Genomic DNA, 12,221 nt, shown 5'->3' on the forward strand with positions numbered 1-12,221 from the left:
CCAATAAGGGGGCGATTTTGTTTGCAGAAAAAGAAAATTTATGCTTTTGTTACCGCCGCAGTTATGGTAGCGGCAGCAATGGCACCGGTGCTTTATAGTACATCTATTCCAGAATGCGAGATCATCTATCAATCTAAAAAAGATTACGCGCCGACATTGCAGTGCTCAGGGATGGTAATTCCATCGTCGGCCAGCAAAGTTTCACTTAGCACGCCGCTTTTTGTAAAACAAACCTATGTGCGTAATGGCAGTTACGTAACCAAAGGGCAAAAGCTATTCGATGTGGACCGCGAAAAGATGGTCGCTTTGGCTGCGAGCGGCGCAGATGACGGGTTTGCGGCTTTGGAAGGAGAAGACTTCGGTAAACTTGTTTCAGTTTTAGGCTCTATGGACCAAACCACGCTCTCCGCCTCTGTTCCAGAAGCTGTATATGCTACAGACAACGGAACTGTGGTAGGATTTTCAGCGGAAGATGGCGCTATTCTGGCAGCCAATAGCACCGTGTGTTCTATCGCAAAAGGCTCTACGCACCAGTTACGCCTTACCATTCCAGAAGATCAGCTGGGAAGATTTGCAATTGGCAGTAAGGTCGTGTTTTCTCCGGTTGCATATAGCGACAGAGAGTATTATGGAGAGCTTAATGACTTGCCGGCCAACGTTCGTCGCCAGCTTACCACAACCGGCTATAAAAGCGTTGCAGACATTTATGTTACCGTGGATGCCGCGGATGAATACTTGACGGATGGCATGTCGGTGACCGCCAAGGTGCTTTTGCCGCAAGAAACCGGTTTAAATATTCTTCCGTATGAAGCCGTTTCTCAAGACGAAGAAGGGGAGTTTGTTTACACAGTGGAAAACGGGCATACCCAGAAACGATATATCATGACCGGCAGAGAATTTGATGATGGAATCGAGATTTGCGCAGGGCTACAAGATACGGAGGGCGTGGTTGCAAACGCGCAGGCAGTGAAAGCATCAGGAGAGTTGGTGCGTGTGCATTGATCAAATCTGGATATGTTAGCTTAAAAAAGCGACTTTTGCCATACCGCACTGCCTGTATTTCGATAGTAATTGGTGTATTTGCAGTTGTTTTGGTTTCGGTTATCTCTGCGGTAGGCAATACTATGATAGAAAAAGAGTTGGATAGCCTTGGGCTGGACAGCATTGCCATCGGAACCAGCGACAGCGGGGAAGGAGAGAGCGTTTTAAATGAAGCCGTCTACGCGTCGGTTACTTCTGTTCCGGGAGTTGAAGCCAGTACGCCAGTTATTATGGATACCGGCACCTACCGGCTAGGCGCACAGGACGAAGCAAAAACAATTTTTTGGGGCATTTCTCAGAGCGCGCAAAACATTATAGCGCTAGATGTAGTGCACGGTCGGATGTTTAGCCCGGAAGAACTAAATAACGCTGAAAAAGTATGTCTGGTAGATGAATCTGTTGCACAAGCGGCATATCGGCGTACGGATATTACCGGAAAAACAGTGATGCTCGAACTGAACGGAATTGCTGATGAGTATAAAATTGTTGGGGTAATTAAAGCCGGCAGCAGCTTGCTAAACAGCGTCACAGGCAGTATGATTCCTAATTTTATATATGTACCGTACACTACACTTTCTTTTTTTAGTGCGAAAAACGGATATGATCAGATTATAGTAAAGGCAAGTCCCGACCAGGATATTCAGACCGTAAAATCCAGCATTTCGCACACACTGGATACGTTTTCAACTGCTGAAATCCCACAGAACTTTCGCATGAATGATCTATTTAACCAGCGCCAAACTGTTAGCAGTATTGTAATGATTGCTTCTGCGGTTATGATGCTAATTGCAGGCGTGGCGCTTTTGGTAAGCGGTATTGCTGTGATGAACTCAGTAAGCAATGCTGTGCAAGTCCGCCGACGGGAAATCGGCATTAAAAAGAGTTTAGGCGCTTCCGTGCCGAAAATCTTGCTAGAGCTTATCGGTGATATTCTGACCGGAACGTTGCTTTCGGTAGCTGTCGGCATTTTTTTAGGCAGCAGTTTGCTAGCATGCATTATAACACTTGCAAATTTGCCATATCGTTGTAATACGCTTTTATTAGGTATTGGTATTGTAGCTATGGTTGTAATTGCATTATTATTTGGTATCGTACCAGCGTTACGGGCAGCCAAAATGAAGCCGGTAGATGCGTTGCGTGAAGAATAAGCAAATAAGAGATAAAACGATGCGCAGTATGAGATAATAAATACACTGCGGCCAATAATAGAAAAACCTCTACAGCATTGCTTACTATAGCAAACATGAACTGTAGGGGTTTTACATAAAAAGTTTTATAAAAAACAGTTTAAAAACAATATCGCCAGAAGTACTAAAGCAATTATTAATACTGAAATAATTAAATAATTAATTTAAATACCTAAAATAAAGCTTTATAAATCGCTGACATAAACCGAGGGTTGACTGTTAAGATAACCTGTGATATACTATTTTCACTTCCCTGTATTTCGCTAAACTTACATTTAGCGAAATAGTGCAACACAAAAGGAGAAGTGAAAAACATGCCTACCCCACCTCTTACAGCAGGCCTAATTATGTTTCTCTTAATTATAGGTGGCATCACACTAGCAGTAATGCACCTTATCCTCTTCTTTCGTTTCTACTGGATTATTAAAGACGAATATTATCGCAGACGAAACCGATAAATCGCACAATGGCAACACTACCCCAAGAGCAAAACAAGAGCAAGATAAGCGCTACCGCGACCGTTTGCTAAACAGAGGTGTGCCGGAGCTTTTCGATTGCTGTAACTCTATCACCTGCCCCGACCCACGGATTTGGTCAGAAGCTGGCTTAAAACCAGACTGCGCAAGATTCTGAATCTTACGATATGTATCAAAACTAGAACGAAGCTCGTCGCTATGAACAAAGAAAAACATACGACGAGGCAACTTACGCTCTACAAGGCCATCATCACCAACCACAGGCTTATAAACACGAACAATAGTCAAACAGCCAAAAAGAGTAAAAGGCTCATACAAAAAGGTAACCTGTTCCCTAATAGGTTTAGCTACACGGCCAAAAACCTGTGAGGTACCGATAATAATTTTACTTTGTTTACGTCGCCATTACGAATATCAGCCATAGGCAAAGAAGGCAAGGTAAAAGGAAAAGTACCACCAGTAGCAGCTGAAGAAGGAAACACAGCATCAAAAACCTTAGAAAAACTATCAAAAACAGAAAAAGGAATTTGAAGCCTAGCCTTTTGATACCCCTCACACATAGTTACCAAGCCACCTACCACAGTCTTCATACCATCTGTTAAAACATCCCAAACATGAACGACTGCACGAGTTGTATCAGCACTAGAAGCAAACTTAATACCACAGGCCGCAAGCATAGTACCAAGCACAACAATAGTACCAACACCAACCCTTACCGATAATATTATCCGGATCGCCAGCAGCAACACGATTTAAAGTCGCCCAGACCTCCAGAGGAAGCCAAACACGTTCCACCTCATCGCCGAGACCACGATTAAGAGGAAACGGTGAAACACAATGAAGCGAAACTCCTTGCACATGTTCCCCAGTCTTCTTACTCACATAATCAACGTTCCGAATTCCCACAATTTTCATATTGACATTCACCTTTCAAAATAATATTTTGTAATACAGCGTATCACAAGAAGATAATACAAAGTAATATTATAAAATACAAGACCCTCTTGACAAAAAATATTATTTTGTATTACATTGCATTACAAGGAAGGTGAGAATATGGACAATTTCAACAAAGAGACAATCACTAAAACCATGAGGTTCGAAAAAGAACTTGCAGACAAAATCCAAGAACTCGCAATTGACAGCAAAAGAGACTTTACAAAACAAGTAAAATTCATGTTGTCCGAATACCTCAAAATGAAAGAAAACAAGTAACACGCACTAAGTCGCTAAATGTTCGTTATAGCAAAAAAGCCCCCAGAGTCATAAACTCTGAGGGCTTTGTCGCTAAACTTGAACCCATTTAGCGAAATAATATATTAAAAAAGGAGACGCCCAAATGGCCAATTCTTCTTCTCTCCCCGGTGGTAAAAAACTTGACTTTGAGGATTGCTTCCCTATCTTAAAAGAATTCCTGAATTATGCGCTCGCTGTTCGCAGCCTTTCCAGTCGCACAGTTGATGCTTACCATGTGGATTTACGTACTTTTTTTCGTTATTTAAAGCAGCTGCGCAATCCTTCATTAAAAGATGATAAATTAGAAGAAATTCAAATTTCTGAGATTGACCTCCCTTTTGTAAAATCGACTACAAAAGAAGAAATTTATGAATTTATCTACTACATTAACAAGGAACGCGGCAACTCACCCACTGCGCGTGCTCGCAAGCTTTGCAGTATTAAAGCGTTCTTCAAATACTGTGTTACCAAAAAGGCTTATTTCGAATACAACCCTTCTTTAGATATTGATGCGCCGGCATTAAAAAAGACATTGCCGAAATATCTTTCATTAGAAGAATGTATTGAATTGCTGCGTTCGGTAAAAACTGGCTTTACCGAACGAGACTTTTGTATTATTACATTGTTTTTAAATTGCGGTATGCGCCTCTCTGAGTTGGTCGGCATAAACATGACGGATTTCAAAGAAGGTAAAATCCGCATTCTCGGCAAAGGCAATAAAGAGCGAACCGTCTACTTAACACCTGCATGTCAAGATGCACTCGACGTCTACCTTGCGGCACGAGCACGCTTGCCGCAGTTGCAGGACCAACGGGCCCTATTTGTCTCTAACCGTGGTACGCGCCTGACAGGCCGCCGCGTCGAGCAAATCGTAGAAAGCTGCCTTGCCCAGGCTGGGCTTTCCGGCAAAGGCTATTCTCCTCATAAGCTGCGCCACACGGCCGCTACTTTAATGTATCGCAGTGGCAATGCCGATGTATTGGCTTTGCAAGAAATCCTAGGGCACGAAAATGTTTCTACTACTCAAATCTATACCCACATTTCCCGAGAGCAGCTTGAAGAGGCTGTGAAGTCGTCTCCCCTTGCCAAAATGAAAATCAAGCCCAATCTCCCTCCGTCTATATCAAACCACAAGCGCGCCACCGAGGAACAGCGCGAGGACTCCCTCCAGCAAGGCACCGCCGAGGCCGATGGAAGAGAACAGCACGAAACGGCTGAGCGTATCGGAAATACTGATGGCATGATGGACGTTGCGGTGGAGCAAAATGGCTTCAAAGAGTCTGAGTGATACCGAAAGCGATTGTGCAGAAAAGATAACCAATACTAAGCCCTGCATTACGTTAGGAATCCATAAAAGCAGACAATAAACAAGAATGCCTTTTGCACCGCTTTGCAAATAAAGTGTTGCAGCAATTAGCCCAGATGCGATGCCCTTTAAAAGAGGTATCGTGCAAATAAAGGGCGTGCCAATGCAGGAAAGGGAAAAAATCACCAGTAAAAGGTGAAAAAAGATTACGGACAAAAAAGAAATCGAAAATACCGATAGAAAGTCCGCGTTAAAATGATCGCTTAAGTATCCTTTTATGTAATAGGCAAAATACCCGGTGCCAGATTTGACGCTGCTGCTTGCATAAACACCACCAAGCCCTAGGCCGATTCCATACATCACGATCATCAATAGCGGCATGGTTGCTTCGATTACACTACTTTTTCTTTTCACAAATAAAACCTCACTCTTGCAATCCTTGTATCCTTTCGGGTTCGGTACAAGCTTATGCGTACAGGGTGAGGTTTATTCGTTTTGCCATTAGTGGCGGCGTTTGCTCTTTTCTTTTTGAGACATACCCAGGTAGCCGCCAGCAGCGCCCGCGACCAAAAGCAGCACCAAACGCAACAGAGCCAGTGCAGAAAACTCGCTATTGCCCGTAACCAGTGCCAGTAAAATAAGAATAGCAAAAAAGACAAAGCCGAGCGCAGCGCCAAGCAGCAGCCCGCGCTCTCCCCTTGCCACAGACAGCGTATAGGCACCGCCTGCAACGCCCAAGCAGGATATAATCATGCTAAAAGGCACAAGGAGATCTCTCGAAATATCTGATTTGCACAACACGATAGAAAACAGGCAAAGAAACCCTGCTGTGACCACAAAGCAAACCACAGCACCACCAATATAAACCGGCAACACGCTGTTACCGGTGCGAACAGCAGACTTTTTTGACATAAAAAAGCACCCCCAAACACTACTTACTCAATAGTATTGGAGGCGCTTTTATTTTATTCGTCTAAATTAGTCGACAACCAGTTTCTCTACGTCCTGAATAGCCCATCTTTTGAAGCGAATGCGGGTACGATCGGTGCCGGTTTCGATAACAACGGTGTCATCTTTGATTGCAACCACGCGGCCCACAATGCCGCCGATGGTAGTGATGCCATCACCGATATCCAGAGAGTTACGCATATCTGCAAGCTGCTTGTCCTTCTTTTTCTGAGGACGGATCATCATGAAATACATGATGGCCATGACAGCAGCAAAAGGAAGAATCATGGACAGCAAACTGCCGGCAGTACTTGCCTGAGCCTGTAAAAAAATCGGAAACATATTGGGACACCCTCCTAAAATTGAATTGCATACATTTAAGCAATATTGTAATTATAACAAAAATTTTTAGATGCTGCAATAGGTTTTAGATGCGTTGATCCAAAAGTGTCACATATTTTGAGTAAAAACTCTCAAATGTCCCCTCGTCCAATGCGTGTCGGCATTTCTCAAGCAGCTTATTATAAAAATACAGGTTATGCATTACGCCAAGGCGCAAAGCCAATGTTTCGTCTGCTTTGAAAAGGTGCCGCAAGTAGCTGCGAGAGAAGTTGCGGCATACTTCGCAATCGCATTCCGGGTCAATGGGGCTATCATCACGCTCGTATTTCGCATTGCGGATATTAATAACGCCATTCCATGTATTTAAATGTCCATGGCGCGCATTGCGTGCGGGCATAACACAGTCAAACAGATCTACGCCGCGATGGATGGATTCCAGAATGTTCCCCGGAGTACCTACACCCATCAGGTAGCGGATTTTGTCTTTTGGCATATGTTCTTCTACCACGCTGATAACACGATACATCTCTTCGGCCGGCTCCCCTACTGCAAGGCCGCCAATGCTGTATCCGTCCAGATCAAGCTCTGCAATCTCTTTCATGTGGTCTATGCGCAGGTCATCAAAACAGCAGCCCTGGTTGATGCCGAACAGCATTTCATCCGGGTTCACCGCAAGGCCTTCGTGTTTCAGCCGGGCCAGCTCTGCTTTACAGCGTTTCAGCCATCGGACAGTACGTGCGCAGGAATCCTTGGCATAATCATGTTCTGCCGGGTTTTTGATGCATTCGTCAAATGCCATTGCAATCGTGGTGCCGAGGTTTGCCTGGATACGCATACTCTCTTCAGGACCCATAAAAATGCGGCGACCGTCAATGTGTGAGTTGAAGGTAACGCCCTCTTCTTTGATTTTACGCAGTGAGGCCAAGCTGAACACCTGAAACCCGCCGGAGTCGGTCAAAATTGGACCATCCCAACGGGTGAATTTATGCAGGCCGCCCATATCACGTACCACCTCATCGCCAGGACGCAAGTGGAGATGATAGGTATTGCAAAGCATTACCTGACAGCCTATATTCTTCAAATCAAAGGCAGAAAGGCCACCTTTAATAGCAGCTACGGTTGCGACGTTCATAAAAGCAGGCGTTTGCACAGTGCCATGCACTGTTTTAAATTCGCCGCGTCGGGCATGTCCCTCGGTTTTTATCAGTTTGTACATAACGTTCCTTTCGACGATGGTTTAAAGAATCAGCATGGCATCGCCAAAGCTGTAAAAGCGATATTTCTCTTCTACCGCAGTGCGGTAGGCATCCATAGTATGTTCATATCCTGCAAATGCTGACACCAGCATGATAAGTGTACTTTCTGGCAGATGGAAGTTTGTGATAAGCCCATCCATGATACCAAACTCATAACCCGGATAGATAAAGATATTAGTATCGCCCTGGCAAGCACAAATTTTGCCGTGTGCCTGATATGCGGATTCCAGCGTTCTGCAGCTGGTTGTACCAACTGCAATCACCCGGTTGCCCGCTGCTTTTGTTTCGTTGATGCGATCCGCTGCCTCTTGTGAAATCGAATACCACTCTGTGTGCATATGATGATGGGTGATGTCGTTTTCTTTCACCGGGCGGAAAGTGCCCAATCCTACATGAAGTGTTACCTCAACGGTCTGTACGCCCATGTCCCGCAATTTTTGCAAAAGCTCATCCGTAAAGTGCAGACCTGCTGTAGGGGCTGCGGCACTGCCAAGCTCTTTCGCGTATACCGTCTGATACTGCTCATCGTCCTCTAGCTGTTTTTCAATATAATGAGGCAAAGGTAGACGGCCAACTTCTTCTAATGCTTCATAAAACGTCTTGCCTGGATGTGAAAAGGAAATGATCTTATTTCCCTCTTCAGTGGTTTCCAGAATTTCAGCAACCAAGATACCTTCACCAAAGACGACTCGTGCACCTGTTTTCAATCGCTTTCCGGGTTTTGCAAGGCACTCCCAAACATCGCTGGAACGGGGTTTCAGGATAAGAACTTCACATGCAGCTCCTGTGCCCTCTTTTACCCCTATAAGCCTTGCAGGAAGTACTTTAGAGTTATTCACCACCAAAAGGTCGCCGGGTTTTAGCAGAGAAGGCAGCTCGTGAAAGACGCGATGGCTAACTTGTCCGCCGCTACGATCAAGGCACATAAGTCGCGCAGAATCTCGCGGATCTGCCGGCTCCTGTGCGATTCGCTCTTTCGGTAAATCATAATTAAAATCACTTTTTTGCATAGATAAGGAACCTTTCTTTCTTACATCTTGGCGGAGTCGTCAATTGACAACCGAATCGCGTAATGATATAGTGATAAGCATATATAAATAAGTAATATACCTTATTGTGTTACTGTTTTTCAGTCTAATACATTATATTGCATCCAGGGAGGGTTTTCAAGCAAAACCCGTGTTTTTCGGCAAAAAGCGTTCGCGCTTTTCATATTGCAAAATAGAGGGAGTGTTCTTATGAAAAATTATCGCATCGCCGTAGTGGGAGCAACAGGTATGGTGGGACGTACCTTCATTAAAGTACTGGAAGAGTATAATCTCCCAGTAGCCGAGTATGTGCTTTTTGCTTCTAAGCGCAGTGCAGGCAATAAGATTGAATTTTTTGGCAAAGACTACGTAATTCAAGAGCTGAACGAAAATAGTTTCGATTCCGGTTTTGATATTGCGTTGTTCTCGGCCGGTGGTAGTGTTTCTGCAAAATTTGCGCCTATTGCCGCGTCTAAAGGCTGCGTTGTTATCGACAACAGCTCTCAGTGGCGTATGGACCCGACCGTTCCCCTTGTTGTACCCGAGGTGAACCCGGAAGCATTGAAAGAACACCACAACATTATTGCAAACCCTAACTGCAGCACCATTCAAGCAATGCTGCCGCTGCGTGTATTGCAGAAAAAGTATGGTATTCGCCGTATTGTCTACTCTACTTATCAGGCTGTTTCCGGTGCAGGCTTAGCTGGATGGAATGACCTTGTCGGCGGAGCGAAGAGTTTTGTCGAAGGAACGGAATATGAGCTGAAAAAGTTCCCCTTCCCTATCTTCTCTAACTGCATTCCGCATATTGATGTATTCCAGGAAGACGGTTACACCAAAGAAGAGCATAAAATGATGGATGAGACCCATAAAATATTGGGGGATAATTCTATCCGCATTACAGCAACGACCGTACGTGTTCCCGTACTGAACGGTCATAGTGAATCGATCAACGTGGAGCTTGCTTCTGAATATGACCTGGCCACCGTTAAAAAAGAGCTCGCTGAAATGGAAGGCCTTGTTGTGTTGGATGATCCTGCAAATAATGTTTACCCGCTGGCCAGCATTTCTTCCGGCAGCAATGACGTGTTTGTAGGCCGCCTGCGCCGCGACGATAGCGTAGAAAACGGCCTTAACATGTGGGTAGTTGCAGACAACATCCGCAAAGGCGCAGCAGCAAACGCAGTCCAGATTGCGAAGTACATGATCGAACACGAGATGGTCTAAGCTATTTGACTGGAGGTATCTGATGAAATCCTGTATTTTCACAGGATCGTGCGTTGCACTTGTAACGCCAATGAACAGGGACCATACAATTAACTTGGACGTACTTGACGAATTAATCGATTTTCAGCTTACCGGTGGGACAGATGCCATTTTAGTGTGTGGCACCAGCGGTGAAGCCCCTACACTGAACCAAACCGAGCACATGGCAGTGATCCACCGGACGGTAAAAAAAGTAGCCGGTCGGGTCCCTGTCATCGCCGGTACAGGCTCTAACGACACACGGCACGCAATTGAGCAATCACAACAAGCTGAGGCACTCGGCGCCGATGCTCTCCTGCTGGTCACACCATATTACAACAAAACCTCACAGGCAGGGCTGATCGAGCATTTCACCGCTATTGCGCAGAATGTCAGCCTGCCTGTGATTTTGTATAATGTGCCTTCTCGTACCGGCGTGAATATTCAGCCTGAAACCTATGCTGCCCTTTCGGGAGTCCCCAATATCGTAGGCATTAAAGAAGCAAACGGTAACCTTACCGCAGCTTCTGCCACGAAGCGTCTGTGTGGTGATGAGCTTGCGCTTTACTCTGGCAACGACGCCGAAACGCTACCGATTCTTTCGCTGGGCGGCAAAGGGGTTATCTCGGTCTTGGCAAACATTATGCCAGCTGAGATGCATGAGCTTTGCAGGTTGTTTTTAGCCGGTGAAACACAGGCTGCCATTGCCCTGCAAATGAAACTTGATGAAATGATGGGCGCATTGTTTGAAGATGTAAACCCAATGCCCGTAAAGTGGGCACTGGAAAGCATGGGATATACAGTAGGCTGCTGTCGAGGGCCGTTGGTTCTGCCCAATGCTTCCTGCCGGGCACACCTTAAAAAGCTATTGTATGAATTTGAAATGATTAAATAAGTGCAAGGATGGACCAAGGAAAGGATTCAACTGCCGTGAAACAAAAAGCTTTAATTTTAGTGTTTTTTGCAGGTTTGCTTCTCACCGCCTGTGCCGCAACACAAACGACAAACTCGCAAAGCAATCCGGTATCTCCTTCTTCCAGTGTGGCAATGCCAGAGCCAACGCCAGAGAAAGTAAAGACGGTTCGTTTTTCTGCGAGCGGAGATAATTTGATTCACGGCAGCATCTATTTGCAGGCGCAGCGGCGTACCCAAGACGGCAGTTACAACTTTGCCCCTCTCTATGCAGAGATTGCCCCGTTTTTCAAAGGATACGATCTGAATATGATTAATCAGGAAACTCTCGTCAACGACGAGCTGTCTGCCAGCACATACCCCTGCTTTTCGACCCCGGGGGCGCTCGGTAAGGCGGCGTATGATGCAGGCTTTCGGCTTTTTGCAGGAGCAAATAATCATATCTATGACAAAGGTTCCGTGGGTATTGACGCAACTTTACGCTATTGGGACAGCATGCCCGAAGACGTACTTTACTTTGGACTCTTTCCGCAAGGTAGCGAAATGGAAATTCCCTGTTACGAAAGCAACGGCATCAACTTTGCCTGCCTAGCCTATACCGACCACACAAACGGCATACCTCGCCCTTCTAATGCTGCCGCGCATGTGGTATTGACCTCAAATGAAGAGCTGATGGAACAGCAAATCAAAAAGGCCAAAGAGCTTGCGGACGTTGTTGTCGTATCTGTGCATTGGGGCGTTGAAGACAGTACGCGTGTCACCGAAAAGCAGCGCGAGCTTGCCCAAAAAATGACGAACTGGGGTGCAGACTTAATTATAGGCACCCACCCACATGTATTGCAGACTGCAGAAACGTTCACCAGTGCAGAAGACGGTAGCACTACACTTTGTGCCTATTCTCTAGGCAATTTTGTTTCTGCGCAAAGCAAGCCTTTGCAAATGATTGGAGCAGTGCTAACGCTTACCATCACACAAAAAGGTAACGACGAAGCAGTGCTCAGTGATATTCAGTTTTATCCTACCGTTACCCATTATAACAAACATTATCAAGATATTTCCGTGCTGCTGCTGCGTGACTATACCGAAGAGCGAGCCCTACGGCATGGTGTGCGCACAGAGTATCCCGAGTTCAATTTAAACTATATCCAAAATGTCGTAGCGGAGCAGATTCCGCCGGAATATTTAGCGGCTTAAACACAATAAGAGCGGAGTGCTTATTAGAAGCACTCCGCTCTTTATTTATA

Annotated in this window: 12 protein-coding genes; 7 read left to right on the forward strand and 5 right to left on the reverse strand. The window is 45.4% G+C overall.

The features are described from left to right. The first annotated feature begins 21 nt into the window (after window positions 1-21). Together C1A11_RS00775 and C1A11_RS00780 are read left to right on the forward strand one after the other, a co-directional pair. Window positions 22-1,002, forward strand: a complete 981-nt coding sequence (locus C1A11_RS00775) for an efflux RND transporter periplasmic adaptor subunit (RefSeq protein ID WP_102048526.1) — start codon at window positions 22-24, stop codon at window positions 1,000-1,002. 35 nt (window positions 1,003-1,037) lie between these two features. Beyond that, on the forward strand, window positions 1,038-2,189 hold the full coding sequence (locus tag C1A11_RS00780) for an ABC transporter permease (RefSeq protein WP_278335968.1): 1,152 nt from the start codon (window positions 1,038-1,040) through the stop codon (window positions 2,187-2,189). 862 nt (window positions 2,190-3,051) lie between these two features. On the opposite strand, the gene C1A11_RS13650 is transcribed toward C1A11_RS00780, so the two are convergent. Next, window positions 3,052-3,453 (reverse strand): hypothetical protein, encoded by a 402-nt coding sequence (locus C1A11_RS13650; RefSeq protein ID WP_145995684.1) that lies wholly within the window; start codon window positions 3,451-3,453, stop codon window positions 3,052-3,054. 307 nt (window positions 3,454-3,760) lie between these two features. Here C1A11_RS13650 and C1A11_RS13725 point away from each other — a divergent pair, with 307 nt between their 5' ends. After that, window positions 3,761-3,919 (forward strand): hypothetical protein, encoded by a 159-nt coding sequence (locus C1A11_RS13725; RefSeq protein WP_180950191.1) that lies wholly within the window; start codon window positions 3,761-3,763, stop codon window positions 3,917-3,919. A gap of 124 nt (window positions 3,920-4,043) precedes the next feature. Beyond that, window positions 4,044-5,228 (forward strand): tyrosine recombinase XerC, encoded by a 1,185-nt coding sequence (locus C1A11_RS00790; protein ID WP_102048529.1) that lies wholly within the window; start codon window positions 4,044-4,046, stop codon window positions 5,226-5,228. 519 nt (window positions 5,229-5,747) lie between these two features. Here C1A11_RS00790 and C1A11_RS00795 read toward each other — a convergent pair. The 4 genes from C1A11_RS00795 to queA form a co-directional block, all read right to left on the reverse strand. Continuing rightward, window positions 5,748-6,158 (reverse strand): TIGR04086 family membrane protein, encoded by a 411-nt coding sequence (locus tag C1A11_RS00795; protein ID WP_102048530.1) that lies wholly within the window; start codon window positions 6,156-6,158, stop codon window positions 5,748-5,750. A gap of 66 nt (window positions 6,159-6,224) precedes the next feature. Next, window positions 6,225-6,482: a preprotein translocase subunit YajC gene (gene yajC / locus C1A11_RS00800; RefSeq protein WP_102049204.1), complete on the reverse strand. Its 258-nt coding sequence runs from the start codon at window positions 6,480-6,482 to the stop codon at window positions 6,225-6,227. 139 nt (window positions 6,483-6,621) lie between these two features. Then, on the reverse strand, window positions 6,622-7,752 hold the full coding sequence (tgt, locus tag C1A11_RS00805; protein ID WP_102048531.1) for a tRNA guanosine(34) transglycosylase Tgt: 1,131 nt from the start codon (window positions 7,750-7,752) through the stop codon (window positions 6,622-6,624). Between the two features lie 21 nt (window positions 7,753-7,773). Next, window positions 7,774-8,802: a tRNA preQ1(34) S-adenosylmethionine ribosyltransferase-isomerase QueA gene (queA, locus tag C1A11_RS00810; RefSeq protein WP_102048532.1), complete on the reverse strand. Its 1,029-nt coding sequence runs from the start codon at window positions 8,800-8,802 to the stop codon at window positions 7,774-7,776. 228 nt (window positions 8,803-9,030) lie between these two features. On the opposite strand from queA, the gene C1A11_RS00815 reads away from it, so the two are divergent. The 3 genes from C1A11_RS00815 to C1A11_RS00825 are packed head-to-tail and all read left to right on the forward strand — an operon-like array spanning window position 9,031 to window position 12,171. Continuing rightward, window positions 9,031-10,047 carry an aspartate-semialdehyde dehydrogenase gene (locus C1A11_RS00815; RefSeq protein ID WP_102048533.1) on the forward strand — a complete coding sequence of 339 codons (1,017 nt, stop codon included), beginning with the start codon at window positions 9,031-9,033 and terminating at the stop codon, window positions 10,045-10,047. A gap of 22 nt (window positions 10,048-10,069) precedes the next feature. Then, a complete protein-coding gene (gene dapA, locus C1A11_RS00820; protein WP_102048534.1) occupies window positions 10,070-10,960 on the forward strand; it encodes a 4-hydroxy-tetrahydrodipicolinate synthase in 891 nt (296 codons plus the stop codon). 35 nt (window positions 10,961-10,995) lie between these two features. After that, entirely contained in the window at window positions 10,996-12,171 is a 1,176-nt protein-coding gene (locus tag C1A11_RS00825; protein WP_242965779.1) for a CapA family protein, read from the forward strand. Window positions 12,172-12,221: the final 50 nt, after the last annotated feature.

This window comes from Pygmaiobacter massiliensis (assembly GCF_900199435.1).
Taxonomy (GTDB): Bacteria; Bacillota; Clostridia; order Oscillospirales; family Ruminococcaceae; genus Pygmaiobacter; species Pygmaiobacter massiliensis.